Raw genomic sequence first — 26,466 nt, 5'->3', positions numbered from 1 at the left:
CTTCAGGCCGCGAGGCTTTCCGCGCGGCCGTCCAGCACCACCCGGTTCCGTCCGTCACGCTTGGCGCGGTAGAGCGCGGCGTCGGCGGCCTTGATGAGGGTGGAGCCGTCGCGCTCCATGTTGTCTTCCCAGGTGGCGATGCCGAACGACATGGTCGTCAGGCCCAGCATGCGCCCGCCCTGGTGCACGGTCAGTTCGCTGATCGCCTGGCGCACGACCTCGACACGCTGGGCCAGCACCGCGGCGCTGGAGCCGGGTGCGATGATCGTGAATTCCTCGCCGCCGAAACGGCAGACGACGTCGCCGTCGCGGAAGCGCGCGCGCATTTCGGCAGCCACAGCGTGGAGCACGGCGTCGCCCGCTTCGTGGCCGAACTCGTCGTTGAAGCGCTTGAAATGGTCGACGTCGCACATGACCAGGCTGAGCGGGCTGCCGGTGCGCGTGGCGCGGGCGATTTCGAGCGCCAGCGTCTCTTCCATGTAGCGGCGATTGAACAGGCCGGTGAGCGGATCGCGGATGGTCTGTTCGCGCAGGCCGCGCTGGAGCCGGTGGTTGACGAGAGCCGAGGCGATGTTCTCGGTCAGCACGGTCAGGCGGAAGCGGCGCTCGGCCTCGACCACGCCCTTGAGGTAGAGCACGCCGATCACTTCGCCGCCGGCCAGCAGCGGCTCGCAGTGGTAGTGATCGGTGTCATGGCCGACGTGGGCGCAGACGATGTCCGAACCGGGGTCGATCACGAAGTGGCTCTGGCCGCGGCGCAGGGCCCAGCACTGGTCGGGCGCGAAGCCGGCGGCTTCCACTTCGATGCCGCCCCAGGCGGCGATCGGGATCAGCAGGTTGCGCGAGTTGTTGTGCGCGAAGAGGGCGCCGGGAATGTCGGGCAGCACGCGCGGCACAAAGACGCGGATGATCGCGGCCAGTTCCTCGTCGGTGCGGGCGGCCTGCATGCGGTGGGCCATGCCGCCGAGCAGTTCGATCACTTCGCCGCGTTCACGCAGGACATCCGCATTGCGGCTGAGTTCGGCATTGACGTGGTGGAGCTGGTCGGCGCTGACCAGCTGGTCGGCGACGGCCGTTTCCAGTTCGTCTGCCATTTCGTTGTACCCTTGGGCGAGGCGCTCGAACTCGCTCGAATCCATGTGGGCGGTGACGCGTGCACTGCGATCGCCGGCGCCGAGCTGGCCCATGACCGCCATCATCTCGTCCACCGGGCGGCGGATGCGGCGGATCAGCGCGGTCGCCATGAAGGTGATCAGGATGACCGCGATCGGCGTGCCGAACACCACCAGCCAGCGAATGTTGTCGAGGCGGAGCTGAACCGTCCGCATGCGCTCGGCGGCGAGTGCGCGCTCGGCCTCGAGCAGGTCGTTCGCGCGCGCGTTGACCAGCAGCATCAGGTAGCGGCCCTTGCCCGAGGCGACATTATCGCGAGCGGCGGCGAAATCGCCGGAGCGGGCGAGGCGTCCGGTTTCGGTCAGGGACTGGGTGCGCTGCAGGATCAGCGACTGGACCTGACGGGCCCGTTCGTTCTGCAGCGGGTTGTCCGCGGTAAGCTTGACGAGCGTGTCGGCGTCGCGGCGGGCGGCGGCAATCTCGTCTGCGACGTTGGTGGCGAAATCGAGGCTCTTGGTCAGCACGAAGCCGCGCTGGCCGGACTCGGCCGCTTGCAGATGGCGCAGCGTCCGCGTGCTCATTTCCAGCACCTGCGACGAATGCGTCACCCAGCCCAGGCTGGCGCGCATCTGCGCCGAAGCATCGAGCAGCAGCCCCGCCAGCAGGGCAAGCACGAGGCTCAGGATGACGCAGAGAACAACGATGCGCCGGGACAACGATCCGACCAAGGGAAACTCCATAGGGCTGAGGCTTGGCCCTCTGCCAATCCTAGGCGGCTTGCAACCTCAATTGCTTGCTTAACAGGGTATTTTTGTCGATTCCGGACGGAAAATGCGATGAACCGCATGGGCCCCGAGCAAACGTTGCAAACTGTATCAGGATCGAGGCATTCGGCGCTCGCGTTCGAAGGCGGGCAGGCGCATGCCCTTGGTGCGTCCGGTGAGGTGATAGTGGCGGCACAGCGGGCAGCGATAGGGCCGCAAGGTCACCTCCGCCCGCGCCGCCACGGCGAGCGCCTCCGCCTCGGTCGCATAGCGCCGCTTGCGCTGGCAGATGCCGAGGCGGGTGCGCATGGCGTCAGCCCGGAATGTGTTTGCCCGGCGTGTGCTGGCCAAGCATGGCGGCGCCGAGCAGGAGCAGCAGCTTGACGTCGATGGCATAACCGGCCTGGCGCCACTGGGCGATATGGTGCGCGATGTCCGCAAGCGGAACCCGGTGGACCACGATATTCTCGCTGTCGACGCCGCCGCCTTCGCCGACTTTTGTCAGATCGTGCGCACGGAACAGGGTGAAGCTCTCGCTGACCATGCCGGGCGAGGAGTAGAACTCGCCGAGGTCCTCCATCCGGCCTGCGTGGTAGCCGGTCTCCTCTTCAAGTTCGCGCGCGGCGGCGACACTGGCCGCTTCGTCCGCCACGTCTTCATGATCGCCGACAAGCCCGGCGGGCAGTTCGATGCAGCGCTTGCCAAGCGGCACGCGGTACTGGTCGACAAGGATGACGTGGTCTTCCGCGTCCACCGCGAGGATCACCGCAGCGCGGATGCCGCGCGCGCGGCTGACGTATTCCCAGCGTCCCCGGGTGCGGGCGGTGATGAACTTGCCCTGCCACATGACCTCGTCGGGCGCATCGGCATCGGGCGGCAATTGGGTCAATTCGCTCATACTTCGATCAGCCTGTCGGGAAGTTCGTTGATGTCGTTGTCGTCGCGGGGGAAGTGGCGGGCGAGGATCGCGCCGACCTTGCCCACCGCCACGACCATGCCGTCGGCCACGCGGCCCTCGCGCACGGGGGCGAGCAGGGCGCTCATGACCTCGCCCCAGACTTCGGGATCGACCTTGGCGGCGATGGCGCGGTCGGCCACGATCTCGGCACGGTGTTCGCGCATCGAGAGGTAGATGAGGATGCCGGTGCGCCCGGTGGTGCGCTGCTCGGCACCGATACGGAAGGCGCGCAGGGCATGGGCGTGGACCCGCATGGTCTTGACCGGCCCCGGCACCAGCCAGAACTTGAGCGGCGGCCAGAGTTGCAGGGCCAGCATCGCGCCGAACTTGATCGCGGCGATCCCGGCGGCAAGGCCGACGATCATGCGCGGGGTCCACTCATGGCCCCAGTCGGCCAGTACCTGCTCGTAGAGGCCCATGTAGAACCCCGGGGCGATCACCAGCGCGCCAAGGGCAAGGAAGGCGACCACCACGCTCCAGGCCAGCGCCACGTCGGTATAGCCGTCCGAACGGTCGGCCAGCACGGTGACGATCTCGCCGGAGCTGTGCATTTCGGCCTCGGCAACCGCGGCGCTGATGCGGGCGTGGTCTTCGGGCGAAAGGTAGATGGGGGCAGGCATCGTGTCTCTCTCCTCTACCAGCTGCCGCTCGCGCCGCCGCCGCCGAAGCTGCCGCCGCCGCCCGAGAAACCGCCACCGCCGCCGAAGCCGCCGCCTCCGCCGAAGCCGCCGCCTCCGCCGAAGCCGCCGCCACCCCAGTGGTCGTCGTCGTCATCGTGGCCGAAGGGGCCGGGCATCCAGATGATCGGGCCGCCAAGCCCGCTGCGCCGCCGTCCGCCGCCGCGCGCCTCGTTGACCATCGGCATGACCACGAAAAACACGATGATGAGGATGAAGATCACGGTGCCGATCGGGAAGCCGCCCTTCTGCGGCTTGCGCGCCTTGTCCGCGTCCGCCGCCACCTTGCGCGCCTGATCGGGGGGCAGGGTGAGCTGCTGGATCAGCGCGTCGGCGCCGGCCTCGATGCCGCCGGGATAGTCGTCCGCCTTGAAGCGGGGCAGGATCTGGTTGTTGATGATGAGGAACGAGAGGCCGTCGGTGATGATCGGTTCCAGGCCGTAGCCGGCCTCGATCCGCACCTTGCGTTCGTTGGGCGCGACGATCAGCAGGGCGCCGGTGTTCTTGTCCTTCTCGCCGATCCCCCAGGCGCGGCCGAGCTGGTAGCCGAAGTCGGAGATATCGTAGCCCTGCAGGCTGGGCAGGGTGACGACCACCAGCTGGCGGCCGGAGTTCTTCTCCAGCGCCGCCAGCTTCTGGGTCAGCTGTGCTTCCTGCTGCGGATTGAGCAGGTCGGCATCGTCGACGACCTGCCCGGTCAGCTTGGGAAAGGTGGGCTCGGCCGCTGCCTGCTGGGCAAGCAGCGTGCCGAACGCCAGAAGGACGGCCGCAACAACGGCGCGAAGAAGTTTCACCGGATTACATCTTGCCTTCGAGGCTGGGCGCCACTTCCGCGCCCGGCGTCGTCGCCTGGTAGGGCACCAGCGGGTCCGCGCCGCGCAGCTTGGCGCCGATCATCGTCGGGAACGTGCGGACTTCGGTGTTGTAGTCCTGCACGGCGGAATTGTAGTCGCGCACCGAGATGCGGATGCGGTTTTCCTGACCCTCGAGCTGGGTCTGGAGCATCTGGTAGTTCACGATCGACTTGAGCTCGGGATACTGCTCGACGCTGACCAGCAGGCGCGAGAGGCTCTGGCCGAGCTGGCCCTGCGCGGCCTGGAACTGCTGCATCTTGGCCGGATCATTGAGATCGTTCGCGGTCAGCTGGATCGAGGTGGCCTTGGCGCGCGCCTCCACCACGCCGGTGAGGATGTCCTTCTCCTGCGTTGCCGCGCCCTTGGCCACGGCGGCAAGGTTGGGCACGAGGTTGGCGCGTTCCTGGAAGGCGGCCTGCACGTCGGCCCACTTGGCCTTGGCGGCTTCCTGCTTGGTGGGCACCGAGTTGAAGCCGCAGCCGGCCAGCGAGAGCGCCGCGCCGAAGATGAGGACGTTGCGGGCGGCGTTGCGGGCGGGGCGCGCAGCGGGGGAAAGGGTCATGCGGGGCAAACCTCCTGATGGACACGAAGTCCGGGCGGGCCGAAAGCGGCCTCGTCCTGTCCTGCCCGCATAGATAGCAGTGCACGGTGCCGGTTCAAGGACAGTCCCTGCATGGAACATTGCGCCGCAACCGATTGTTACGAAAGGGCCAATGTGGCAACACCGCAGCCACGAGACGCGGCAACCGGCGCACCCGCCGGAAAAACGACCAAGGGACAAGCGGACAATGCTTCAGGAATTCAAGACTTTCATCGCGCGTGGCAACGTGCTCGACCTCGCCGTCGGTGTGATCATCGGCGCGGCTTTCGGCAAGATCGTCGCCTCGCTGACCGACGACGTGATCATGCCGTTCATCGGCCTCATCACCGGCGGCATCGACTTCAGCAACAAGTTCGTGGTGCTGGGCACGATTCCGGCGGGCTACACCGGGCCGATGACTTACGCGGCGCTCAAGGCCGCAGGCGTTGCCATGTTCGGTTACGGCGCCTTCATCACCGCCGTCATCAACTTCCTGATCCTGGCCTTCGTGATCTTCCTCATCGTGCGCCAGGCCAATCGCCTGCTGCCCAAGAAGGAAGCCCCGGCAGCGCCGGCCGGTCCCACCGAAGTGGAACTGCTGGCGGAAATCCGCGACGCCCTGAAGAAGTGAAGTTTTCGGGGAAACCCGTCAAAAAAAAGCAGGGGGAGGGCGCAGGCTCTCCCCCTTTTCTTTTGCGGCGCACGCCCTATATGGGTCGGTGCCGGCTTGCCGGATATGATGATAAACTGCGCCGTTCAATAGGCACAGCGGACCCGGGGGCGGTACCCGGCGGCTCCACCATCACCCGTCCCTTCATTGGGGCAACCCTGTTGTCGCAGGGGTGATGACGGGGCCGAACTAGGATCGACGTGTGTTGAAAAGCGGTGTTTTCATTCGGGCTGAGTAACCCGTTCAAGGCTCAAAACTCACAAGTGCCAACGACAACGAAGCACTCGCTCTCGCCGCGTAATTCTAGGACCTAACGGTCTGAAGTTACAAAGCTAAAGCGCGGTTGGACCCACCGGGCAACAGAAGGGATACCAGGGGCTGGGGGCGAGCCTTGCAACAGAATCGCCCTACCTCCCCCCCCCCCCGAACGATCGCCTATCAGGCGGCCTTGCCCGGTTTTTCGGGTTCCGGTGCGGGGTCGGCGACCAGCCTTTGGGCCTTCTCGTACTTGATCGCATCGAGGATCTTGGCGCCCGCCATGAACACCGCGCCGGTGCAGGCGAGGAACAGCAACTTGCCGCCGAATCCCGGAAACCGCGACAGGTAGACGCTGCCGCGTTCCACCGCGCCCAGCGCGAGCGCGTAGATGATCATGTAGGCTTCCCAGTTCGTCTTGATGACGAACAATCGGGCAATCTTGCGAAGCATGGCTTCCTTCTTCGAACTCCGCCCCAACACTCAGCACAATTGATGCAACGCCCATGCCAGTCACGGGTTCCTGGCGGACTCGATGGTTGACGAGTTCCTGCAATGTAAGCCTTTCCGACGCCATTGTAAGAGCTGCCGACGCCGCGCGCCGTGCTGGGACAGGGCCAAGGCGGCTGTTGCCAATGACGCGCGGATCGGGCATACGGGCTTCCGATTCCTCCCCGGGACAGTCTTGGCGACCAACACGGATGCGCCGCGCGTTGACTTGCGCCGCGCATGGACTGCGAGGAATGATGACTGACATGCTGGAACGTTCGGGCCTCCGGATCGATGCCGCCCTGGCGCGCTTCGTCGAAGAGCAGGTTCTGCCCCCCGTCGGGCTGGACGCCGCTGCCTTCTGGAGCGGCTTCGCGCGCCTCGTGGCCGAGTTTGCCCCCCGGAACCGCGCCCTGCTGGCCCGGCGCGACGACCTTCAGGCGCAGATCGATGCATGGCATCTCGCCCATGCAGGGAGGCCGATCGAGCAGGATGCCTACCAGGCTTTCCTGCGCGAGATCGGCTATCTTGTTCCCGAACCTGTGCCCTTCGTCGTCGGCACCAGGGGCGTCGATGCCGAGATCGCGACGATGGCGGGCCCGCAACTCGTTGTCCCGGTGCTCAATGCGCGGTTCCTGCTCAATGCCGCCAATGCGCGCTGGGGCAGCCTCTACGATGCCTTCTACGGCACCGATGCGCTCGACGCGGCGCCCGCCCAGGGCAAGGGATATGACGCGGTTCGCGGCGCGGCGGTGATCGCGGCGGGCCGTGCGTTCCTCGACAAGGCGCTGCCGCTGGCGGAAGGCTCGTGGGCGGATGTCGCCTCGATCGATGCGGCCGCGATCGACCCGGCCTGCTACGTCGGTGAGACCGACCGCGGCAGGCTCTATCGTTCGAACGGCCTCGGCATCGAGATCGTTGTCGATCCCGCGAGCCCGGTCGGCAGCGCCGACCGGGCGGGCATTGCCGACATCGTGCTGGAAGCGGCATTGACGACGATCGTCGACCTCGAGGATTCGGTTGCGGCGGTCGATGCCGGGGACAAGCTCATCGCCTATGCCAACTGGCTGGGGCTGATCCGCGGCGATCTGACCGAGACTTTCGAGAAGGGCGGCCGCGTGCTGACCCGTGAACTGGCGGGCGACAAGCCCGTCACCGTTGGCGGCGGCAAGACGGTGCAGCTGCCGGGCCGCTCGCTGCTGTTTGTCCGCAATGTCGGCCATTTGATGACCAACCCGGCGATCCTCCTGCCCGACGGCACCGAGATTCCCGAAGGCGTCATGGATGCCGTCCTCACCAGCGCCATCGGCAAGCAGGATGTCATGGGGCTCACCCGCTACGGCAACAGCCGCGAGGGTTCGATCTACATCGTCAAGCCGAAGATGCACGGGCCGCAGGAGTGCGCCTTCACCAATGACCTGTTCGATGCGGTCGAGGATCTGCTGGGGCTGGAGCGCCACACCATCAAGGTCGGCGTCATGGACGAGGAGCGGCGCACTTCGGCCAATCTTGCCGCCTGCATTCACGCGGTGAAGGATCGCATCGTCTTCATCAACACCGGTTTCCTCGACCGTACCGGCGACGAGATCCACACCTCGATGCGGGCCGGGCCGATGATGCGCAAGAACGCCATCAAGGGCTCGGCCTGGATCGCCGCCTACGAGAAGCGCAACGTCGCCATCGGCCTTGCGCACGGGCTGTCCGGCGTCGCGCAGATCGGCAAGGGCATGTGGGCCGCGCCCGACATGATGCGCGACATGCTTGCCCAGAAGATCGGCCACCCCAGGACCGGCGCCAATACCGCCTGGGTGCCGTCGCCCACGGCGGCGACGCTGCATGCGATGCACTATCACGAAGTCGACGTGTTCGGCCTGCGCGGCGAGATCGCGGTCGAGGACGTGCCCGGCCTCGACCTCCTGTTGCAGGTTCCGCTGGCCGACGGCGCCAACTGGTCGGCCGAGGAGGTCCGCGAGGAACTCGACAACAATGCACAAGGCCTGCTGGGTTACGTCGTGCGCTGGATCGACCAGGGGGTCGGCTGCTCCAAGGTTCCCGACATCAACGATGTCGGACTGATGGAGGACCGGGCGACGCTGCGCATTTCCAGTCAGCACATGGCCAACTGGCTGCTGCACGGCGTCTGCAGCGAGGCGCAGGTCATGGACTCGCTGCAGCGCATGGCGGCGCGGGTCGATGCCCAGAATGCGGCCGATCCGCTCTACGAGCCGATGGCGGGCAACTGGGACAGGTCCTTCGCATTCCGCGCGGCCTGCGACCTCGTGTTCAAGGGCGCCGGGCAGCCCAATGGCTACACCGAACCGCTGCTGCATGCCTGGCGCCTGCGCAAGAAGGCGGCGGCTCCGGTTCTGGCAGACGCCTGACTCCTGCGGCGATGACGGGCCTCGCGTTCGCGCGGGCCCCGTCATTCGATTTGTCCGACAGACCTGTCCATCTTTGGTAGCATTGCACGTTCTTTAACTTACCTGTGGCATGCGTTCTGTTATTCTGACGGCCAAGGGGGCTGTGGGAGGCCGGATCCATGAAAGAGCAGCGCATCTTCGCTGAGGATCGCGTTCGGGCGACAGTGCAGGCAAGGCTGCACTCGGCCGGGGTCGACAGCGAGGTCACGATTGTCGATGCCAGCGAGCGGGGGTTGCAACTGGCGATGCCGGTGGCGCTTAGGCCCGGGGAAATCGTGGAAATCGAGATCGGTGGGCAGGATCTGGCCGGATGGGTCCGCTGTCGCACCGATCAGCACTGCGACATCGTGCTGGAAGAGGCGATCGACGTGATGGCGCTTCTGGAAAGCAGCCGGGCGCCGATCACCATCACCCGGCTTGCCGAGTCGGGGGCAGGCCAGCGTCACCCGCTGGCCGTGGCCCTGGCTTCGGATGGACCGCTGCCGGCCCGCATGATGCAGGCCGCGTTCATTGTTGCACTGCTGCTGCTGGGGATTGTCGCCATCGTGCAGCTGGTGAACCTGGCGGGAGAGCCCCTGCAGACGGCGCGCATCGCGCTGGAGGGCGGCAGCGACCTTTCGCACTGACCCCGTGCATCCGGGGGAGCCGGACCGGCGCCGCGCCAGCGCGCGTCGGGCCGTTCAGTCTTTCGGTGCAGTCAGTTCGCGCGCCACTTGCACGAATTCGTCCACCGTCAGCGTTTCGGCGCGGCGCTGCGCATCGATGCCGAGGCGTTCCAGCGCCTCGATCGCGCCGGGCATGCCCTTGACGCTCTGGCGCAGCATCTTGCGGCGCTGGCCGAACGCGGCCTCGGTCAGGCGTTCCAGCACCCGCATGGAAACCCCTGCCGGTGCTTCGCCGGGCACGACGTGGACAATGGCGGACATGACCTTGGGCGGCGGGGTGAAGGCGCTGCGGTGGACTTTCAGCGCCAGCTTCGCTTTCGAGCGCCACTGCGCCAGCACCGCGAGGCGGCCATAAGCCGACGTGTTCGGCTCGGCGACGATGCGGCGGGCGACTTCCTCCTGGAACATCAGCGTCAGCGATGACCACTGCGGCGGCCATGCCTCGCCCGATAGCCAGCCGGTGAACAGCGCGGTGCCGACGTTGTAGGGCAGGTTGGAGGCGATGTGGTAGGGCCCGTCGAACAGCGTCGCCGGGTCGATCTTCATCGCGTCGCCCTCGATGACCTTGAGCTTGCCCGGGAACGCGGCCTCGAGTTCGGCCAGCGCGGGCAGGCAGCGGCGATCCATCTCGATGGCGGTGACTTCGGCGCCGGCCCGCAGCAGCGCGCGGGTGAGGCCGCCGGGACCGGGGCCGACTTCCAGCACCCTGGCGCCTTCGAGGCTGCCGGGGATCGCGGCGATGCGGTCGAGCAGCTGTTCGTCGAACAGGAAGTTCTGGCCGAGCGCCTTGCTGGCGGAAAGCCCGTGCCGCGCGATCACTTCGCGCAAGGGGGGCAGGGTGGTCATGCGGTCTGTCCTGTGGTGGCGCGGCGGGCGGCGCATTCGCCGGCCATGCGCAGCGCGGAGATCATGGCGCCGGGGCTGGCCAGGTTCTTCCCGGCGATGCCGAAGGCAGTGCCATGATCGGGTGAAGTGCGCACGATCGGCAGGCCGAGCGTGACGTTGACGCCGGCGTCGAAGTCGAGCGTCTTGATCGGGATCAGCGCCTGATCGTGATACATGCACAGCGCCACGTCGAATTTGTCGCGCTCATGCGCGGCGAACAGCGCGTCGGCGGGGTGGGGGCCGGTGACCGCAAGCCCTTCTGCGGCGAGAGCGGCGATGGCGGGGATGATCGTGTCGATCTCCTCGCGGCCCATGCGGCCATCTTCCCCGGCATGGGGGTTGAGCCCGGTCACCGCGATGCGGGCAGCCGCAAGGCCGAAATCGCGAGCCAGCGCGCGGGCCACGATGCGCGCCTTGCGTTCGATCAGGTCGCGGGTGATCAGCCCCGGCACCTGGGTCAGCGCGACATGGACGGTCAGCGGCACGGTGCGCAGGTTCGGTCCGGCCAGCATCATCACGGCATCGTCATGGGCGACGCCGCAGGCATCGGCGCAGAACTCGGTCTGGCCGGGCTGGGCGAAGCCGATTTCGGCGAGTCTGGACTTGGCGATAGGCCCGGTGACGATGGCGCCCGCGGCGCCGGAGACCGCCAGTGCGGTGGCCTGCGTCAGCGAATGCAGCGCGAGCCGGGCGCCGTCCGGGGTCGGCGTTCCGAAGGCGGGGGCGGCATCCTCATCGCCAAGTACCGGCAAGCCGCTGGCAAAGGCTTCGGCCGCTTCGGACGGATCGGCGATGCGGATCACGGGAAGATCGAAGCCCCGCGTGCGGGCCGCGGCGGCAAGCACGGCGCCGCCGCCAACGACCAGGAACGGGGCCAGATGGGCATCGCCGCGCCAGCGCCAGGCTTCGGCAATCAGTTCGGGGGCGATCCCGGCGGGATCGCCCAGCGAAACGGCGAGCGGCGCCGCAGCGATGACCTTGGAGCCGCTCACGAGAGGATCAGTTGTATTCGATGATCGCGTCGCGGCGAAGGTCGCGCAGGTACATCTGCGCGCGCTTGTTCACGCGGTCGTCTTCCATCTGGTTCTGCAGCTGCTCGAAGCTCGGGCCGGAATCGGCCTGGGGATCGTCGCGGCCGCAAAGCATCAGGATGCGCACGCCGTCGGTCAGCGAACCGAACGGCGGCAGCGTTTCGCCCGGCGAGAGGTTGAGGATGGCCGACTGGATCGGTCCCGGCAGGTCGCGGGCCTTGACCTGGTCGTTGGCGACGACCTGGGCGCCGATGCCGGTGGCGACCTTGTCGACGTCGCCGCAGCCCTTGGCGGTGCCGATGGTCTTGGCAAAGGCCTCGGCGCGCTTGTTGGCGTCGGCCTCGGAGATGCCCTTGGGGAAGTTCAGCGAGATCTGCTTGAGCGCCAGCACGGAATCGCGCGGGTCGGCGGTGAGGACCTGGCGCTTGTCGATCAGGTAGATGATGTCGAAACCGCCGGGCACCTCGATCGGGCCGACCAGCTGGCCGGGGGCCATGTCGCGCGCGGCGGTGGCGAGTTCGGCGGGCAACTGGGCCAGGCGGATCCAGCCCAGGTCGCCGCCGACCGCGGCGGTCGAGGCCTGCGAGTACTGGCGGGCATAGGCAACAAAGCTGCCGCCCTGCTTGAGCTGCTGCACGATCTGCTGCGCGTTCTGGTAGACCTGCTGCTGGGCGTCGGGCGTGGCGGCAAGGTAGATCTCGCCGAGGCGATACTCTTCGGTGCCCTTGGCCGCCTTCAGGCGCTCCAGCATCTCGTTCACTTCATCGTCGGAGACGTTGATGAAGGGCTGGACGTTGCGCTGGAGCAGGCGCTGCCAGGACAGCTCGCCGCGGATCTGGCGCTTGAGCGAATCGGACGAGGATCCGACGCGCTTGAGGTAGGCGTCCATGGCCTGCGTGTTCTGGCCGAAGTTCTGCGAGGCGACGCGGGCGAACGTGCTGTCGACCTCGGCGTCGTCGACGGCCACGTCGGCTGCCTTGGCTTCCTGGATCTGCAGGGTTTCGTCGATCAGGTTGCGCAGCACCTGGAGGCGCAGGCGCTTCTTCTCTTCCTCGTCGATCTTGCCCTGGTTGGCGGCAAGGATGAGGGCAAGGCGCTGGTCGACGTCGGTGCCGGTGATGATGTCACCGTTCACGACCGCCGTGGCGCGGCGCAGGTTGGGGTTGTCGTTGCCGAAGATCTTGACGTCGTCGGGGATCACGATGTCGCCCTGCTGCGTCTGTGCGGACTGGGCGTATGCCGCGGTCGAGGCGGCGAGCGGAGAGAGAGCCGAGGCGACGGCGCCGCTGGCGATCGCGCAGTTGCGGAACGCGCGCTTGATGAACCTTTTGCGTTGGATTGCTAGCACCGTAGATCTCTATCCCGTCTGCGACCGGACCATCCCGGCCCCCCGGATCGAATGCCCGGAAGGCACCAGATCGCATGGGACCGGTCTATGTCGGCCTGCGGCTTAACCGAAACTGAGTGCGTCCGATAGCGGCTTTGGCGGAGCCTGCCAACGTTTCGGGCGCGGGGCGGGAAACCAAATTGTAACAGGGCGTTCGAAAAAGCCCCGGGCGGACAATTTCAGGCTCAATGGACGCCGATGTTCTTGAGCGCGAAGTGCAACATGAAGGAATCGCCCTTCTGGGCATCGCCGTTGGTCACGTAGTTGCGCCGCCAGGTCACGCCGATCTCGAGGCAGTCGTCCTCGTAGGCGACGCCGAAGCGGGTGCGCAAGGGCTGGAAGCCGTCCGAACCGTAGACCGGATCCTCGCTCCGGTTGGTCAGGTTGACGACCGCGGAGCCGAACATCGACCAGTACTTCGCGAAGGCGACACGGCCGGCGGCGCGCAGTTCCTCGCGGTCGCGAAGGTCTTCCAGCGTTGTCGAATCGCCGTCGACGGTCTCGATGTCGATGTTGCGGTTGAGCTTCACGTAGCCGACTTCAAGGTAGGTCTGGTTGTTGCCCAGCGCCATGTCGAACTCGTTGCGCCGGATCGTCAGGCTGTCCTTGTCGAGCCGGTAGCGGTGGATGAAGCTCACGAAGCTGCGGTAGCGCACTTCGGTCCGCCCGACGATGTCGGAGGTCTTGTTGGTCAGGCCGGTGCCGTCGGGGAAGACGGTGGCCATGTTGCTGAGGCGCACCGACTGGCCGATCGTGCTCTTGATGCGCCAGCGCGGACGCTCGAACATCCAGTCGAACCCGTAAGTGAAGCGCACGCCGTCCTCGAACCGGTCGTAACCGGGGAAGCGGTTGAGCGAGAAGAGGTTGGTGTCTTCCAGTTCGAGCGCGCGGGAATCCTCGTTGGGGATCGAGAGGTTCTGGATCTTCGGGGCGGCGACCAGCTGGACACGCGGGGTGAAGACCTGGGTGCCGCCGAAGACCTGCCCGACCAGCGGCCATTTCACGTCGACGGCGGCCAGCGCGATGGCGCGGGTCTGCCAGCCCGGCTGCCCGCGATAGATGATGGTGTCGGTCGCGTCGTTGTCGTCCGAATGGTAGACGTCGCCGCGCATGAGGCCGGTGAACACCACTTCCTGGCCCATGCTGGTCAGCTTGCGCAGCGACCACTGGGCGCTGGCGAAGGCGCGCTGGGTATCCTGCCCGTCCTTGCGGGTGATGCCCATGGTGTTGGCTTCAAGCTCGAACTTGCCGCCGAGCAGCGATTCGTTGAAGCGGCGGCGATAGTCGATCACCGGGATGGCTATCGGCATCTGCCCCTGATCCTGCCCGGACCGCATCGTCTGCGTGGCATAGCCGGCGATCGAGAGGTAGCTGTCCTGATCGATCCGCTCGACTTCCACCGACGAGCGCAGGCGGTCGTCACGGCTGATGTCGTAGCGGCGCAGGAACGTGCGGTCGGTGGCGCGCCGGATCGAGGCGGTCACGCTCCAGGCCGGGTCGAGCTGGAACTTGCCGTTGGCGAAGATGTAGCCGCGGAAGGCGCGTTCGCGGTTGGGATCGGGGTTGCTGTCGCTGAGCGAGATGCGGTTGCTCGAGGTCGCGTAGCCGGTGATCTGGTAGGCGCCAAGGTCGGTCAGCGCGCGGTACTCGAACGAGGCCATCGGCGCGGACTTGGTGAAGACGTGGAAGGTGCCGGTCAGGTCGCGGTTCTCGGCGATCTTCCAGTAATAGGACTGGGCAACCTCGATGCCGTTCGACGGGCTCGACTTGAGGTCGGGCACCAGGAAGCCGGACACGGCGCCGCCGTTGGTGCTCACCGTCAGCCCGAACAGCGGCAGCTGGATGGCGCCGAACATCTCGAGGCGGGCGTCGGAAAAGCGGACTTCGCTGCGATCCTCGCTGTAGATCACCGACTTGGCGAGCACGCGCCAGGTAGGCTTGCGGGGGCAGCCTTCGTCGTCTGTCACCGCGCAGCCGGAATAGGCCGCGTGCTGCAGCACGACATCGCCGTTGGCCAGGCGCTCGCCCTTGTTGGCCGCCAGGCGCGCGCCTTCGCGCAGCACCAGCAGCAGGTTTTCCATCATCCCGGTCTTGAGCTCGTCGGTCAGCTCGGCCCGGTCGGTGAACAGCTGGTTGCCGTTCTGGTCGACCACACGCACGTTGCCGGTGCCGACGATCTGGCCGGTATTGCGGTTCCAGGTGACCCTGTCGGCGCGCACGGACTGCTTGTCCTTGCGCATGACGACATTGCCGCTGGCGGTGACGGTCTCGCCGTTCTGGTCGTACTGGACGGTGTCCGCCTCGAAGGCGACAGGCACGTTGTCGGCGGTTTCCGGTCCCGGCGCGGGCGGTGCGCCCTGAATCGGCGTGTTTTCGGTGGGGTGTGAAAGGTCCTGTGCCAGCGCGGCGCCAGGCAGCGCAAACGTGGTCATCCCTGCGACAAGCAAGGGCAGGGGAAGCGATCGCAAGCGCAATTTGCGGACATGCAGCTGGGTCATGGCGGCCGGGAGCATGGCTTGCCTATCGCACCGCCTGTGCCTAACTGCAATCCGCTGTTGCGGCGAAGCGCACAAGTCCGTCGCTTGCCCACGAGAATTCAGGAGATCCCATGAATATCCAGTTCCTTGACGCTGCTGCCGCCGGCTCGGCGCGTCTGGTCGCCCGCTTCGTGAATCAGGACGCGATTCCCGCCGATCTCGAAGCGGTGCTGGTGGAAGGCGCCAAGGCCTCGCGTTTCAGCGGCAAGGCCGGGCAGGTTTTCGAGGGGTTTGTCGAGCGTGACGGTCATGTGGTGCGCGTCGCGCTGGTCGGGCTCGGCAGCGAGGGCAAGGACCGCAAGGGCGCGGTCGAGCGTGCCGGCGCCGCCGTCGTCGCCAAGTACCTGACTTCGGGTGAAACCGCCGTGACGCTGGACCTCACCGGCGCGGGCCTTGCGGCCGACGAGGCGGCCGGCGCGCTGCTGGGCGCGGTGCTGCGTGCATGGCGTCTCGATACCTATCGCACCAAGCTGGCCGACGATGCCAAGCCGAGCCTCGTTGATATTGCCGTGGTCGGCGCGCCGGAAGGCACCGAAGCGGCCTGGGCGGTCGAGCAGGCCATCGTCGAGGGCGTTTCCTTCACCCGCGAACTGGTGACCGAGCCTGCCAACGCGATCTACCCGGAAACCTTCGTTGCCCGCTGCGAAGCGAAAATGGCGGGGTCGGGCCTCAAGATCCGCGTGCTCGACGACAAGGAAATGGCCGAACTCGGCATGGGTTCGCTGCTCGGCGTCGCGCAGGGCTCGGTGCGTCCGGCGCGCCTGCTGGTCATGGAATGGCTGGGCGGCAATGCCGGCGAGGCGCCCGTCGCTTTCGTCGGCAAGGGCGTGACGTTCGATACCGGCGGCATCTCGATCAAGCCTGCGGCCGGCATGGAAGACATGAAGTGGGACATGGGCGGCGCCGGTGCGGTGGCCGGCACCATGCTTGCGCTCGCGCTGCGCAAGGCCAAGGCCAACGTGATCGGCGTCTGCGGTCTTGTGGAAAACATGCCCGACGGCAATGCCCAGCGTCCCGGTGACGTCGTCACCTCGATGTCGGGCCAGACCATCGAGGTCATCAACACCGACGCCGAGGGCCGTCTGGTGCTCTGCGATGCGCTCACCTGGGTGCAGCGCGAATACAAGCCCGCCAAGGTGGTGGACCTCGCCACCCTGACCGGCGCGATCATCCTCAGCCTCGCGCACGAATATGCAGGGCTGTTCTCGAACAACGACGACCTTGCCGCGCAGCTCACCGCCGCCGGCAACGCATCGGGCGACCGCCTGTGGCGCATGCCGATGGGGCCGAACTACGACAAGATGATCGAGAGCCCGATCGCCGACATGAAGAACGTCGGCCCGCGCTTCGGCGGCTCGATCACCGCGGCGCAGTTCCTGCTGCGCTTCATCGAGAACGACACTCCCTGGGCGCACCTCGACATTGCCGGTACGGTGTGGACCGACAAGCCGGGCGCGACCTGGGACAAGGGCGCCTCGGGCTTCGGCGTGCGCCTGCTCGACCGCTTCGTGCGCGACACGCTCGAAGCCTGATCGATAAAGGGCAGGGCCGCGGCATGCGCGTCGATTTCTATCAGCTCAGTCGTGATCCTGCCGAAAGCGCTCTGGCGCTGATCGCCGGAAAGGTCGCGGGGAATGGCGAGCGCCTGCTTGTCGTTTCCGGCGACCTCGGCCAGCGCCAGCGCATCTGCCAGGCGCTGTGGTCGGTGGGGCCGGAAAGCTTCCTGGCCAACGGCTTTGCGGGCGAGAACGGGGAGGACCGCCAGCCGATCCTCATTTCCGATGAGCCGCAGCCCGCCAATGGCGCGAAATTCATGGCGATCGCCGACGGCCGGTGGCGCGAAGGGGCGGAGCCGTTCGCGCGCACCTTTTTCCTGTTCGACCAGTCCACCCTCCAGCACGCGCGCGATACATGGCGTGCCTTGCGCGAGCGTGAGGGCGTCGAACACTACTACTGGAAGCAGGACGGCGGCCGATGGGTTCAGGCCGGATGATTCTCCGCCGCTATCCCTGACCTTTCCGGCGCCTAATTCTTGCGAAGCGCCCCGTTCCCGGCTAGGGGCGCGCGCAACAATTCAAAACCCTTACTATCGCCCCATTTTTTGAGGAACCTACCATGGCGGTTACCCGCACCTTCTCGATCATCAAGCCCGACGCGACCCGCCGCAACCTGACCGGCGGCGTCACCAAGCTGCTCGAGGAAGCCGGCCTGCGCGTCGTCGCTTCGAAGCGCATCCAGCTCTCGCAGGAACAGGCCGAAGGCTTCTACGCCGTCCACAAGGAACGTCCCTTCTTCGGCGACCTCGTGTCGTTCATGATCTCGGGCCCGGTGGTCGTGCAGGTTCTCGAAGGCGAAGACGCCGTCAAGCGCAACCGCGACGTGATGGGCGCCACCAACCCGGCCGACGCCGCTGAAGGCACCATCCGCAAGACCTACGCCGAATCGATCGAAGCCAACTCGGTCCACGGTTCGGACTCGGAAGAGAACGCGGCGATCGAAATCGCCTACTTCTTCAAGCCCGAAGAAATCGTCGGCTGAGGCTTACGCTTCCTCCGCGCATGAAAGGCCGCCCCGCCCGGGCGGCCTTTTTTGTTTCCGGGGCCTGGAGCCCGCGATTTCGGTTTGGCTGTGCCGGCATCTTTGGTATTTTCGCCCTCAATAGGAGAGCAAGATGCAAGGCATGGGTGAGACAGGCGAAGCCTGCCCCTTCGAATTCAATTTCGATCCCGCAACCTTCAAGGTCGGCGATACCGTCAGTTACCGCGTGAACGGCAGCCTCGAAGGCTTTCCCTTCGTCGGCACCCTGGTCGAGGTCCACGCGGATCACGTGCTGATCGCCGGAGACCCGCGCGAGCCTGAAAAGCGTTATATCGGCACTCGCGAAAGCCGGCCCCAGGTGGACTACGCGCAGATCTGAAATTTTCCGCCTTGCGCTTGATCCCGCGCAAGGGAGCGGGGCGGGTGAGGGGCTACAATCGAAGCTCGATCGAGCACAGAGGAGAGCCGATGACCTACAAGCCCCACGATCTCGCCGAGGAATTTCCCGAGGACATCGAGGTCCTGCACCACCTCAAGGCCACGCGCGGCCATTTTGCCGTGCTGGCGGATCGCTACGGCGAGGTGAACGGGAAGATCAATCGCATCGAGGAGCAGCTCGATGCCGCCTCCGACGCGCGGCTGGAGGACCTCAAGAAAGAGCGGCTGACCTTGCTTGACCAGATCGGCCGGATGATCCGCGACGCGCGGGCGGTCGGAGCCTGAGTTTAGATTGGGTTTGGAGGGTAATGGCCGCCAAGCTGCGCGTCGCCACACGGCCACTTGACCCATTACACTTCGTCGCCCCCGCCTTTGCGGGAATGACGGGGAATTGGGTTGATGGGTAGGTCTGAGGTCGCGCCGGGTTATCGGCGCTACCTCAGAACTGATCCGCCACGTCCAGCAGCGCGGTGAGTTTCTTGGGTGCCACCGCACGCCATGAGCGCGAGAGCCAGTCGGCGATCGCATCCCAGTCGTTCTCGCCAAGGTCGAGGCGGATGCCGATCCAGCCGTCGCCGAAGTAGGCGGGGCGGAAATAGCGGTCCTCGTCCTGCTCGATCAGCATGGCCTGCTCGTCCGGCCCGCTGATCTTGACCAGCAGCGCGGTACGTCCGTCTGCGTGGTGGTTCGAGGTGAAGTAGGCGAACTTCTTGCCCTTGACGATGCCGAAGCAGGGCATGCCGTGGCTGGAGATCTCGTCCGCTTCGGGCAGCGCCATGGCGCGTTCGCGCACGCGCTCCAGCAGCCACTCGGGCGAGGCCTCGCGGGTGACGAGTTCGGCAAGGCAGCGCGAATAGAGCTGGTGCTCCGCGATCAGCACCCGTGCGGCCAGCGTCTCGGCGGTGTCGCCGGGCACGATGGCGACCGGCAGCTGGCCGAGGATCGGGCCTTCGTCGAGTTCGGGGATGACGAGGTGGACGGTCACGCCGCCATGGCTGTCGCCCGCCTCGATGGCGCGCTGGTGGGTGTGGAGGCCGGTGTATTTGGGCAGCAGGGAGGGGTGGATGTTGACCATCCGGCCGTCCCACTTGCCGACAAACGCATCGGTGAGGATGCGCATGTACCCGGCAAGGGCGACCCATTGCGCCCCCGATTCGCGGATCGCGGCGTCCATTGCCGCGTCGTGTTCCTCGCGGCTCAGCCCCTTGTGGCTGAGCGCGAAAGTCGCCACGCCCTCGGAGGCGGCGAGCACGAGGCCCGACGCATCCGGTTTGTTGCTGGCGACAAGCACGATCTCATACGGGCAGCCGTCCAGCCGGCTGGCATAGAGCAGCGCGGCCATGTTGGTGCCGCTGCCCGAGATGAGAACCGCGACTTTGGCCTTCTCAGCCAAGGTGGGTGGCTTCCCAGTCCTCGCGGGCGGACCATTGCTCGGCCTTGCCCTGCACGGTGCAGCCTCGAACATCAGGAGCGTCGCCTTCCTCGATCACGCCGATCACGAAGACGGTTTCACCCGCGGCTTCGAGTTCGGCCTTGAGCGAGGCGACTTCGTCCGGCGAGACCGCAAGGACCATGCCGATGCCGCAGTTGAAGGTGCGGGCCATTTCGCCCGGCTCGATGTTGCCCTGCGCCTGCAGGAACGCCATCAGGCGCGGCTGCGGCCAGGCGCCGACGTCGATGCGGGCATGCAGGCCCTTGGGCAGCACGCGCGGGATGTTCTCGAGCAGGCCGCCGCCGGTGATGTGAGCAAGGGCGTTGATGCGGCCGGAGCGGATGAAGGGCAGGAGGCTCTTCACGTAGATGCGCGTGGGCGCGATCAGCGCGTCGATCAGCAGCACGTCCGAATCGAACAGCGCCGGGCGGTCGAGCTTCCAGCCCTTGTCCTCGGCAAGGCGGCGGACCAGCGAATAGCCGTTGGAGTGCACGCCCGAGGAGGCCAGGCCGAGCAGGATGTCGCCATCGGCCACCTTGTCGCCGGTCAGCTGTTCACCGCGCTCCACGGCGCCGACGCAGAAGCCGGCAAGGTCATAGTCGCCGGCGGCATACATGCCCGGCATTTCGGCGGTCTCGCCGCCGATGAGGGCGCAGCCCGACATCTTGCAGCCTTCGGCAATACCGGCGACGACACGTTCGGCGACGCCGTTCTCAAGCTTTCCGGTGGCGAAATAATCGAGGAAGAACAGGGGCTCCGCGCCCTGGACGATAAGGTCGTTCACGCACATGGCGACAAGGTCGATGCCGATATGGTCATGGCGGTCATGGTCGATCGCCAGCTTGACCTTGGTGCCCACGCCGTCGTTCGCGGCGACCAGCAGCGGGTCCTTGTAACCGGCGGCGCGCGGGTCGAAGAATCCGCCGAACCCGCCCAGTTCGGCATCGGCGCCGGGGCGTGCGGTGGATTTCGCCAGCGGGCCGATGGCCTTCACCAGTGCGTTGCCTGCGGCGATCGAGACGCCGGCCTGCTCGTAAGAGTAGCTCTTCGGGGAGTTATCGTCGGACATTGCGCGCCCCTATCGCTTTCCGACTTGGATTTCCATTCCCGATTGGGCAAAAGGCGCCACGGTTTCGATAATGGCGATCACGTTCTCCCAGAATTTCCGGCAATTGGCCGGCCACGACAAGGGTCGGCGCTGGACTGCGGCCCGCGCTGCACTGCTGCTTGGCGGCTGCGCGGCGCTTGGCCTGGCCGGATTCTCGGCCTGGCGAATCGGTGCGCAAGTCGAAGGCGATCGCGGAATTCCGCCGCTCGCCAACTCCGAGGACATTCAGGTAAGCGGCATCCACGTCGATGTCTCGGGCAAGACCGGCGCCGAGGCGCGAATCGAGGGCTGGAAGCAGGCCGAGAAGGAAGCCTGGAAAAAGCTGGGCGGTCCCGACATGCCGGTGGAGGCGATCGACGCCATGGTTTCCTCGGTGGTGATCGGCCAGGAACAGGTCGGTCCCCGCCGCTATATCGCCACGCTGGGCGTGATCTTCGACAAGGGCAAGGCGGGGCAGTTCGTCGGCGGCAGCGGCGCTGTCGTGCGTTCGGCGCCTTTGCTGCTGGTGCCGGTGCTCAATTCCGGCGGTGTCCAGCAGGTCTTCGAAGTGCGTGGCCCCTGGCAGAAGGCATGGGCCGAGTTCCAGGCCTCGCAGAGCCCGGTCGATTATGTGCGTCCGGTCGGGGCAGGGGGCGAATCGCTGCTGCTCACGGCAGGGCAGACGACCCGGCGCAGCCGCCTCTGGTGGCGCGGCGTGCTTGACCAGTTCAATGCCAGCGACGTGCTGATCCCGGTCGCCCGGCTGGAGCGGCAGTGGCCCGGCGGCCCGATCCACGGCACGTTCACCGCGCGCTATGGCCCCGACAATACCTATCTCGACAGTTTCGAACTCGATGCGGCGAACGAGCAGGAACTGCCGGCGATGCTCGCCAAGGCGGTGGAGCAGGTCGACGGCATCTATCGCGGCGCGCTGTCGAGCGGCCAGTTGCGCCCGGATCCGACGCTGGCGATGAACCAGGTGGCGCTTGACAGGGCCTTCGGCGAACTGCGCAGCAAGCTGATGCCGCAGGGCGGCGCCGTGCCGGCGGGCAGCATCGCCCCGGCGGCGCCGGTTGCCGTGCCGAGCGAGCCGGCGCCCGCCGCCGCTGCGGCCGAGAGCGTGACCGTACAATTCGCAAGTCCCGATGCCGGTGCGGTCGATGCCGCGCTTGCCGCCGTGCGCGGCGTGCCCGGCGTGCGGGGCGCCGCCACCGTGAGCCTGGCCATCGGTGGCATTTCCGTGTTGCGGGTGAGCGCCGAAGGCGGCGCCGACCGGCTCGCCGCCGCGCTTCGTGCGCAAGGTTGGAAAGTCTCCGCGGGAGGCGGCGCGCTGAGGATCAGCCGCTAGAGCGTGATCCGTTCCTGTTGAACCGGATCGCGCGCTATTTCCTTTGTTTTTCGCATTTTCCGAGTCGTCAGGTGGTCCCACCTGACTTGAAAATGCTTTGGTTAAGGTTCGGGGCATGAGGCAGATACCACTTCCACTGTCGGCTGCGAGCGACAGCCCGCCGCGCATTGTCGTGGGCAATGCGAACGCGCAGGCCGTCGACGCCTTGATGGAGCCGGGCCGCTGGCCGTTCCTCACGGCGATCCTTTCGGGCGGTCCGCGTTCGGGCAAGTCGCTGCTGGCGCGCTGGTTCGTCGAGACGGGGCAGGGCGATGCGCTCGACGATGCCGACCGGATGGAGGAGGACGCGGTGTTCCACGCCTGGAACCGCGCGCAGGAAAACCGGCGGCCGCTGCTGATCGTCGCCAGTCATCGCCGCGGCGAAGGCGAGGGGCGCTGGCAGGTGAAGCTGCCCGACCTCGGGTCGCGTCTCGGCGCCGCGCTGGAGCTGGAAATCGGCGAGCCGGACGAGGCGATGATGGCCGATCTGTTCGACGTCCACGCGCAGATGCACGGGATCGTGCTGGATCCTTCGGCGATCGACTACCTTGTACCGCGCACCGAGCGTAGCCATCTGGGCGTCGAACGGCTGGTCGCCGCGATCGACCGCCTCAGTCTGGAGCGCAAGCAGCCCCCGACAATGGCCATCTGGCGCGATGCGCTGGAAGAGGTTAAGGGCGGCGACACCAAGGGTATGTGACCATCGGCCCGGGGGCAGCTTGCCTTGCGGGTCGAATGATGGGAGATTCGCGCGATGTTGGGTAATCTCGTCCGCTATCTGGACTCGGTCGTCGCGCGCGACCCGGCACCGCGTTCGCGGTGGGAAGTGCTGCTCTATCCGGGCGTCTGGGCGCTGTTCTTTCACAAGATCGCGCACCGGCTGTTCCGGGCGGACCTGTTTTTCCTCGCCCGCGTGGTGAACCACATCTCCCGTTTCATGACCGCGATCGACATCCATCCCGGTGCCACGATCGGCAGGAACTTCTTCATCGACCACGGCTTCACCGTCATCGGCGAGACGGCCGAGATCGGCGACAACGTGACGATCTACCAGTGCGTGACGCTCGGTGGTTCCAATCCTACCAACGGCAAGGGCGGCAAGCGTCACCCGACGTTGCTCGACAATGTCATCGTGGGGTCGGGCGCGCAGATCATCGGCCCGGTGACGGTCGGCAGGCGTGCGCGCGTCGGCGCCAGCGCGGTGGTCACCGAGGACGTGCCGGAAGGCGCGACGATGATCGGCGTCAAGGCCCGTTCCACGCTGGTCAAGGCGGAGACGTACGCCAAGGAATTCATGCCCTATGGCACGCCCTGCAAGGAGCCGTGCGAGCCGGTGGGCAGCCAGCGCGTCGATGAACTGGATGAGCAGGTCGCGGCGCTGCGGGCGCAAGTCGATGCGCTGCTGCGCGCCAATGCCGAGGCGCGCGCCGCCGTCGATGCGCATGCCGAACCCGTGGTGAAGGGCGTCTGACGGCGCGATGGCGGTTGGCCCCAACGGCGGTGTAAATCCCCTTCCGGCCGGCGTCGTTGCCTTTCCCGGCCGTGTACCGCTGCAGGTCGGGTTCGACCGTCTTGAACTCCAGCGCATCCTCGACCTTTATGGCCGGATGGTCGCCGCCGGGATGTGGCGCGACTACGCGATGGATTTCGACAAGGATGCGGCGCATTTCTCCGCCTTCCGCCGCGCGGCCGAGCGGCCGCAGGCGCGCATCGAAAAGCGTCCGTCCCTGCGCGGCAAGCAGGGCATGTGGACGCTGTTCGGCGAGGCCGGCCAGATCCTCAAGCGCGGGCATGAGCTGGTGAACGTGCTCAGCCCGCTGGAGCGCAAGCTGCTCAAGGTCGTCGAGGACTGACCTTTCGCATTCACGCGAAGGCGTGGCTGGCGTCGAGGTCGGAGGCCTGGGCCCGGGCGACGTGGTTGACGATGTCGAGCAGGAACCAGGCGGCGGCGACGTGCAGCGCATAGGCGATCAGGTCGATCACCCCGATGGTCCCGGCAAAGCCCTGGGCGCGCCACAGGACGTTGTCGATGAAGTTGCCGATCAGCCAGCAGGTCCACCAGGCCGTCAGGCGATAGTCGGCGCGCGCGGTGAAGCCGTCATCGGCGAGGTGGCTGCGGTTCCACAGCTCGCGCATCGCCTGGAACGGCTTGAACAGGAGCGCGACGGGCACGAAGAACCAGCCGACCGACCAGCCGGGGGTGAATTCCAGATCGTCCATGCCGGCGGCGAAAAGGTTGGCGTGGGCGCGGTGGATCCACATCGAGATCGTGACGATGCAGCCGACATAGACAAGGAGGATGGCGATCGAGGCTAATCCCGAGGAGGCCACCAGCGGATTGGATGGGTCGTTGACCTGATCGACGCCGAGCGCGAGCGTGGCCGCCCAGGTCAGGATGGCGAGTGTGGAAAGGCCGATGTAGGCATAGAGCGCGAGGCGAACCGTGGTGGTCCGGCTCGCGAGGATGGCGAGCCCTTCGCTGAGGGTCTTTTCGGTCATGGCTGGAGTTGTCCCGTCTGTTCGGATGGCCGCGGCGAGCGGTACGAGGCCTTGTGATGGCGGCCGTAAGCGCGATGGCGGCCGGAAGGGCTTCAGGCGAAGATGGCGCTGCCGTCGATCAGCGAGGCCTGGGCTGCGGTGATCCGGCGCAGGATCACCACGAGGCAGCCCGCGGCCATGCACTGGAAGCCGATGCCCACCACCAGCAGCATGAAGTTGAGCAGGCCCGGCGCGACGAGCTTGATCGGCGAGAAGACGTAGAGGCTGGCGATGACGAGGACAAAGGCGATCAGGAACGATCCGGTCAGCAGGCACAGCCACCAGACCGAGATCGTCGTCACGGCGGTGCGTGACTGGTACTCATCCTCGCCGTGGCTGCGGTTCCACAGTTCGCGCATCGCCAGGAAGGGGACAAAGAGCTGGGCGATCGGCACGAACAGGCTGATCACCGACCACAGCGGGCGGGCGCGCAGGCCGGACAGTTCGGCCCGGTGCAGGTTGGCGATGGCCTTGTGAAACCACAGCAGGAAGGTGGCAGTGCCGGCGAGCGATGGCAGGACCAGCCCGATCATGCCGACCCCGCCCAGAATACCGATGCCGATCGTCGTGCTCTGGTCCGGGGCCAGGCCGGTCTTGCCGATGGAATAGGCCCAGAAAAAGGCGGCCAGCAGCAGTATCGCCGAAATCGCGGATACCGCGATGGCCACTTGCGTGGCGAGCGAATAGCCTTTCAGGCGCGCGGCATCGCGCGGCGAGATCTGTCCATGCATGCCCTGACGATTTCCCCCGAATGACGCAGTCGCATCGTTCAGGTTGCCGTTTCAGGAAAGCGGCGTCAATCCGCCCGTCCGGAATTTAATCCCGCGATTTCAAGAGGACGGACAGCGCATGGTGGGCCTGTTCCATGCCGGTTTCGAGCACGCGGTCGCCCTGGCGGTCGGCGATGGCCGGCCAGGCGCGGGCAAAGCCTTCGACGCTAAGGTCATCGCCCTGGAGCAGGACACCTTCGTTCATGGTGATGAAGGCGCTCTGGCAGACCCCGCCTCCGGCGGCGACGATGGCATCGTTGGGCGCGTTCCTGGAGACGAGATAGAGCGCGGCGGGCACCACGGCTTCGGGCTGGAAGGCGGCATAGGCCTCGTCGGGGAAGATGTCGGCGGTCATGCGCGTGCCGGCGGTGGGGGCGAGGCTGTTGACGCGGATGCCGTACTTGGCGCCTTCCATGCGCAAGGTGCGCGCGAGGCCGAGGACGCCGAGCTTGGCCGCGCCGTAGTTGGCCTGGCCGAAATTGCCGCCCAGGCCCGAGGAACTGGTGGTCATCAGCACGCGGCCGTAGTTCTGCTCGCGCATGGTTTCCCACACCGCCTTGGTGGCATGGGCGCTGCCGAGCAGGTGGACACGCACGACCTGCTCGAAATCGGCCATGTCCATCTTGGCGAACGTGCGGTCGCGCAGGATGCCGGCATTGTTGATGAGCACGTGGATGCCGCCCCAGGCTTCCTTCGCGCGGGCGGCCATCGCTTCCATCTGGGCAAAGTCGGACACGTCGCTGCCGTCGGCCATGGCCTCGCCGCCGAGCGTGCGAATTTCCTCGACGACGCTGAGGGCTGCCTGCGAGTGCCCGGTCCCGTCGCGGTTGCCGCCGAGGTCGTTGACGACCACCCTGGCGCCGCGCCGTGCCAGTTCCAGCGCATAGGCGCGGCCGAGGCCGTGGCCTGCGCCGGTGACGATGGCGACTTGTCCTGCGAAGCTGATGGTTTCCTGCATGGCGGGGGGATGGCAGGTTGCCGGCGGCGGTTC

Annotated in this window: 28 protein-coding genes and 1 other RNA gene; 13 read left to right on the top strand and 16 right to left on the bottom strand. The window is 66.7% G+C overall.

Going from position 1 to position 26,466, the window contains the following annotated elements; genetic code table 11:
- Positions 1–2: 2 nt before the first annotated feature.
- The 6 genes from DM450_RS10670 to DM450_RS10645 form a co-directional block, all read right to left on the bottom strand.
- Positions 3–1,841 carry a diguanylate cyclase gene (locus tag DM450_RS10670; RefSeq protein ID WP_260609787.1) on the bottom strand — a complete coding sequence of 613 codons (1,839 nt, stop codon included), beginning with the start codon at positions 1,839–1,841 and terminating at the stop codon, positions 3–5.
- A gap of 147 nt (positions 1,842–1,988) precedes the next feature.
- Positions 1,989–2,186 carry a hypothetical protein gene (locus DM450_RS10665; RefSeq protein WP_142634685.1) on the bottom strand — a complete coding sequence of 66 codons (198 nt, stop codon included), beginning with the start codon at positions 2,184–2,186 and terminating at the stop codon, positions 1,989–1,991.
- A 4-nt stretch (positions 2,187–2,190) separates the two neighbouring features.
- Positions 2,191–2,775, bottom strand: a complete 585-nt coding sequence (locus tag DM450_RS10660) for an NUDIX hydrolase (RefSeq protein ID WP_142634683.1) — start codon at positions 2,773–2,775, stop codon at positions 2,191–2,193.
- Positions 2,772–3,455 (bottom strand): TPM domain-containing protein, encoded by a 684-nt coding sequence (locus tag DM450_RS10655; RefSeq protein WP_142634681.1) that lies wholly within the window; start codon positions 3,453–3,455, stop codon positions 2,772–2,774. The genes DM450_RS10660 and DM450_RS10655 overlap by 4 nt, the downstream gene beginning before the upstream one ends.
- A gap of 14 nt (positions 3,456–3,469) precedes the next feature.
- On the bottom strand, positions 3,470–4,306 hold the full coding sequence (locus tag DM450_RS10650) for a TPM domain-containing protein (RefSeq protein WP_142634679.1): 837 nt from the start codon (positions 4,304–4,306) through the stop codon (positions 3,470–3,472).
- Positions 4,307–4,310: 4 nt separating this feature from the next.
- On the bottom strand, positions 4,311–4,928 hold the full coding sequence (locus DM450_RS10645; protein WP_142634677.1) for a LemA family protein: 618 nt from the start codon (positions 4,926–4,928) through the stop codon (positions 4,311–4,313).
- Between the two features lie 226 nt (positions 4,929–5,154).
- On the opposite strand from DM450_RS10645, the gene mscL reads away from it, so the two are divergent.
- Positions 5,155–5,577: a large conductance mechanosensitive channel protein MscL gene (gene mscL / locus DM450_RS10640; RefSeq protein WP_142634675.1), complete on the top strand. Its 423-nt coding sequence runs from the start codon at positions 5,155–5,157 to the stop codon at positions 5,575–5,577.
- A 51-nt stretch (positions 5,578–5,628) separates the two neighbouring features.
- Positions 5,629–5,991, top strand: a transfer-messenger RNA (tmRNA) gene (ssrA, locus tag DM450_RS10635).
- A 63-nt stretch (positions 5,992–6,054) separates the two neighbouring features.
- Here ssrA and DM450_RS10630 read toward each other — a convergent pair.
- A complete protein-coding gene (locus DM450_RS10630) occupies positions 6,055–6,324 on the bottom strand; it encodes a hypothetical protein (protein ID WP_142634673.1) in 270 nt (89 codons plus the stop codon).
- 293 nt (positions 6,325–6,617) lie between these two features.
- Between DM450_RS10630 and DM450_RS10625 the strand changes: the two genes are divergently transcribed.
- The gene (locus DM450_RS10625) at positions 6,618–8,741 is read left to right on the top strand and encodes a malate synthase G (protein WP_142637750.1); all 2,124 of its coding nucleotides are present in this window, start codon (positions 6,618–6,620) and stop codon (positions 8,739–8,741) included.
- Between the two features lie 158 nt (positions 8,742–8,899).
- Entirely contained in the window at positions 8,900–9,406 is a 507-nt protein-coding gene (locus tag DM450_RS10620) for a PilZ domain-containing protein (RefSeq protein WP_142634672.1), read from the top strand.
- A gap of 54 nt (positions 9,407–9,460) precedes the next feature.
- Here DM450_RS10620 and rsmA read toward each other — a convergent pair whose 3' ends face one another.
- The 4 genes from rsmA to DM450_RS10600 all read right to left on the bottom strand — a co-directional run bounded on the left by rsmA (position 9,461) and on the right by DM450_RS10600 (position 15,261).
- Entirely contained in the window at positions 9,461–10,291 is an 831-nt protein-coding gene (gene rsmA, locus DM450_RS10615) for a 16S rRNA (adenine(1518)-N(6)/adenine(1519)-N(6))-dimethyltransferase RsmA (protein ID WP_142634670.1), read from the bottom strand.
- Positions 10,288–11,322: a 4-hydroxythreonine-4-phosphate dehydrogenase PdxA gene (pdxA, locus tag DM450_RS10610; RefSeq protein ID WP_260609785.1), complete on the bottom strand. Its 1,035-nt coding sequence runs from the start codon at positions 11,320–11,322 to the stop codon at positions 10,288–10,290. The genes rsmA and pdxA overlap by 4 nt, the downstream gene beginning before the upstream one ends.
- A gap of 7 nt (positions 11,323–11,329) precedes the next feature.
- Positions 11,330–12,709, bottom strand: coding sequence for a peptidylprolyl isomerase (locus DM450_RS10605; protein WP_185928588.1), 1,380 nt, complete (start codon positions 12,707–12,709; stop codon positions 11,330–11,332).
- A gap of 224 nt (positions 12,710–12,933) precedes the next feature.
- Positions 12,934–15,261 (bottom strand): LPS-assembly protein LptD, encoded by a 2,328-nt coding sequence (locus tag DM450_RS10600; protein WP_142634668.1) that lies wholly within the window; start codon positions 15,259–15,261, stop codon positions 12,934–12,936.
- Between the two features lie 95 nt (positions 15,262–15,356).
- Here DM450_RS10600 and DM450_RS10595 point away from each other — a divergent pair, with 95 nt between their 5' ends.
- The 5 genes from DM450_RS10595 (at position 15,357) to DM450_RS10575 (ending at position 18,546) form a co-directional block, all read left to right on the top strand.
- Positions 15,357–16,817, top strand: a complete 1,461-nt coding sequence (locus DM450_RS10595) for a leucyl aminopeptidase (RefSeq protein ID WP_142634666.1) — start codon at positions 15,357–15,359, stop codon at positions 16,815–16,817.
- A gap of 23 nt (positions 16,818–16,840) precedes the next feature.
- Positions 16,841–17,278, top strand: a complete 438-nt coding sequence (locus DM450_RS10590; protein WP_142634664.1) for a DNA polymerase III subunit chi — start codon at positions 16,841–16,843, stop codon at positions 17,276–17,278.
- Positions 17,279–17,400: 122 nt separating this feature from the next.
- Entirely contained in the window at positions 17,401–17,823 is a 423-nt protein-coding gene (ndk, locus tag DM450_RS10585; protein ID WP_142634662.1) for a nucleoside-diphosphate kinase, read from the top strand.
- Between the two features lie 133 nt (positions 17,824–17,956).
- Positions 17,957–18,202 (top strand): hypothetical protein, encoded by a 246-nt coding sequence (locus DM450_RS10580; RefSeq protein ID WP_142634660.1) that lies wholly within the window; start codon positions 17,957–17,959, stop codon positions 18,200–18,202.
- Between the two features lie 89 nt (positions 18,203–18,291).
- Positions 18,292–18,546: a YdcH family protein gene (locus DM450_RS10575; protein WP_142634658.1), complete on the top strand. Its 255-nt coding sequence runs from the start codon at positions 18,292–18,294 to the stop codon at positions 18,544–18,546.
- Between the two features lie 154 nt (positions 18,547–18,700).
- Here the strand turns inward: DM450_RS10575 and purN are convergent, their stop codons facing one another.
- Together purN and purM are read right to left on the bottom strand one after the other, a co-directional pair.
- Positions 18,701–19,654 carry a phosphoribosylglycinamide formyltransferase gene (gene purN / locus DM450_RS10570; RefSeq protein ID WP_255535824.1) on the bottom strand — a complete coding sequence of 318 codons (954 nt, stop codon included), beginning with the start codon at positions 19,652–19,654 and terminating at the stop codon, positions 18,701–18,703.
- A complete protein-coding gene (gene purM / locus DM450_RS10565; protein ID WP_142634654.1) occupies positions 19,647–20,762 on the bottom strand; it encodes a phosphoribosylformylglycinamidine cyclo-ligase in 1,116 nt (371 codons plus the stop codon). Before purM ends, purN begins: the two co-directional genes overlap by 8 nt.
- 70 nt (positions 20,763–20,832) lie before the next feature.
- Here purM and DM450_RS10560 point away from each other — a divergent pair, with 70 nt between their 5' ends.
- The 4 genes from DM450_RS10560 to DM450_RS10545 all read left to right on the top strand — a co-directional run bounded on the left by DM450_RS10560 (position 20,833) and on the right by DM450_RS10545 (position 24,020).
- Positions 20,833–22,128 carry a heavy-metal-associated domain-containing protein gene (locus DM450_RS10560; RefSeq protein ID WP_142634652.1) on the top strand — a complete coding sequence of 432 codons (1,296 nt, stop codon included), beginning with the start codon at positions 20,833–20,835 and terminating at the stop codon, positions 22,126–22,128.
- A 115-nt stretch (positions 22,129–22,243) separates the two neighbouring features.
- Entirely contained in the window at positions 22,244–22,867 is a 624-nt protein-coding gene (locus DM450_RS10555) for an ATPase (RefSeq protein WP_142634650.1), read from the top strand.
- A gap of 54 nt (positions 22,868–22,921) precedes the next feature.
- On the top strand, positions 22,922–23,638 hold the full coding sequence (epsC, locus tag DM450_RS10550; protein WP_142634648.1) for a serine O-acetyltransferase EpsC: 717 nt from the start codon (positions 22,922–22,924) through the stop codon (positions 23,636–23,638).
- A 7-nt stretch (positions 23,639–23,645) separates the two neighbouring features.
- Complete coding sequence (locus tag DM450_RS10545) at positions 23,646–24,020, top strand: DUF2794 domain-containing protein (protein WP_142634646.1); 375 nt, start codon at positions 23,646–23,648, stop codon at positions 24,018–24,020.
- 10 nt (positions 24,021–24,030) lie between these two features.
- Here DM450_RS10545 and DM450_RS10540 read toward each other — a convergent pair whose 3' ends face one another.
- The 3 genes from DM450_RS10540 to DM450_RS10530 form a co-directional block, all read right to left on the bottom strand.
- Positions 24,031–24,666, bottom strand: a complete 636-nt coding sequence (locus tag DM450_RS10540) for a DUF4328 domain-containing protein (protein WP_142634644.1) — start codon at positions 24,664–24,666, stop codon at positions 24,031–24,033.
- A 92-nt stretch (positions 24,667–24,758) separates the two neighbouring features.
- Positions 24,759–25,436 (bottom strand): DUF4328 domain-containing protein, encoded by a 678-nt coding sequence (locus DM450_RS10535; RefSeq protein WP_142634643.1) that lies wholly within the window; start codon positions 25,434–25,436, stop codon positions 24,759–24,761.
- 85 nt (positions 25,437–25,521) lie between these two features.
- On the bottom strand, positions 25,522–26,433 hold the full coding sequence (locus DM450_RS10530) for an SDR family NAD(P)-dependent oxidoreductase (protein ID WP_142634641.1): 912 nt from the start codon (positions 26,431–26,433) through the stop codon (positions 25,522–25,524).
- Between the last annotated feature and the right edge of the window lie 33 nt (positions 26,434–26,466).

The sequence above is a fragment of the Sphingomonas sp. IC081 genome (genome assembly GCF_006874585.1).
In the GTDB taxonomy this organism is placed as follows: Bacteria; Pseudomonadota; Alphaproteobacteria; order Sphingomonadales; family Sphingomonadaceae; genus Novosphingobium.
Note: the sequence above shows the minus strand (reverse complement) of the source record. Positions and strands in the feature narration are given on the sequence as shown.

Bases quoted from the DNA above. Each gene is read 5' to 3' on its own strand.
- DM450_RS10590 (WP_142634664.1), top strand. From the start codon at position 16,841: ATGCGCGTCGATTTCTATCAGCTCAGTCGTGATCCTGCCGAAAGCGCT.
- rsmA (WP_142634670.1), bottom strand. From the start codon at position 10,291: ATGACCACCCTGCCCCCCTTGCGCGAAGTGATCGCGCGGCACGGGCTT.
- DM450_RS10665 (WP_142634685.1), bottom strand. From the start codon at position 2,186: ATGCGCACCCGCCTCGGCATCTGCCAGCGCAAGCGGCGCTATGCGACC.
- DM450_RS10620 (WP_142634672.1), top strand. From the start codon at position 8,900: ATGAAAGAGCAGCGCATCTTCGCTGAGGATCGCGTTCGGGCGACAGTG.
- purM (WP_142634654.1), bottom strand. From the start codon at position 20,762: ATGTCCGACGATAACTCCCCGAAGAGCTACTCTTACGAGCAGGCCGGC.
- DM450_RS10575 (WP_142634658.1), top strand. From the start codon at position 18,292: ATGACCTACAAGCCCCACGATCTCGCCGAGGAATTTCCCGAGGACATC.
- DM450_RS10560 (WP_142634652.1), top strand. From the start codon at position 20,833: ATGGCGATCACGTTCTCCCAGAATTTCCGGCAATTGGCCGGCCACGAC.
- ndk (WP_142634662.1), top strand. From the start codon at position 17,401: ATGGCGGTTACCCGCACCTTCTCGATCATCAAGCCCGACGCGACCCGC.
- DM450_RS10660 (WP_142634683.1), bottom strand. From the start codon at position 2,775: ATGAGCGAATTGACCCAATTGCCGCCCGATGCCGATGCGCCCGACGAG.
- DM450_RS10600 (WP_142634668.1), bottom strand. From the start codon at position 15,261: ATGCTCCCGGCCGCCATGACCCAGCTGCATGTCCGCAAATTGCGCTTG.
- mscL (WP_142634675.1), top strand. From the start codon at position 5,155: ATGCTTCAGGAATTCAAGACTTTCATCGCGCGTGGCAACGTGCTCGAC.
- DM450_RS10630 (WP_142634673.1), bottom strand. From the start codon at position 6,324: ATGCTTCGCAAGATTGCCCGATTGTTCGTCATCAAGACGAACTGGGAA.
- DM450_RS10535 (WP_142634643.1), bottom strand. From the start codon at position 25,436: ATGCATGGACAGATCTCGCCGCGCGATGCCGCGCGCCTGAAAGGCTAT.
- DM450_RS10645 (WP_142634677.1), bottom strand. From the start codon at position 4,928: ATGACCCTTTCCCCCGCTGCGCGCCCCGCCCGCAACGCCGCCCGCAAC.
- DM450_RS10580 (WP_142634660.1), top strand. From the start codon at position 17,957: ATGCAAGGCATGGGTGAGACAGGCGAAGCCTGCCCCTTCGAATTCAAT.
- DM450_RS10530 (WP_142634641.1), bottom strand. From the start codon at position 26,433: ATGCAGGAAACCATCAGCTTCGCAGGACAAGTCGCCATCGTCACCGGC.
- DM450_RS10540 (WP_142634644.1), bottom strand. From the start codon at position 24,666: ATGACCGAAAAGACCCTCAGCGAAGGGCTCGCCATCCTCGCGAGCCGG.
- DM450_RS10555 (WP_142634650.1), top strand. From the start codon at position 22,244: ATGAGGCAGATACCACTTCCACTGTCGGCTGCGAGCGACAGCCCGCCG.
- DM450_RS10625 (WP_142637750.1), top strand. From the start codon at position 6,618: ATGACTGACATGCTGGAACGTTCGGGCCTCCGGATCGATGCCGCCCTG.
- DM450_RS10655 (WP_142634681.1), bottom strand. From the start codon at position 3,455: ATGCCTGCCCCCATCTACCTTTCGCCCGAAGACCACGCCCGCATCAGC.
- DM450_RS10545 (WP_142634646.1), top strand. From the start codon at position 23,646: ATGGCGGTTGGCCCCAACGGCGGTGTAAATCCCCTTCCGGCCGGCGTC.
- epsC (WP_142634648.1), top strand. From the start codon at position 22,922: ATGTTGGGTAATCTCGTCCGCTATCTGGACTCGGTCGTCGCGCGCGAC.
- DM450_RS10595 (WP_142634666.1), top strand. From the start codon at position 15,357: ATGAATATCCAGTTCCTTGACGCTGCTGCCGCCGGCTCGGCGCGTCTG.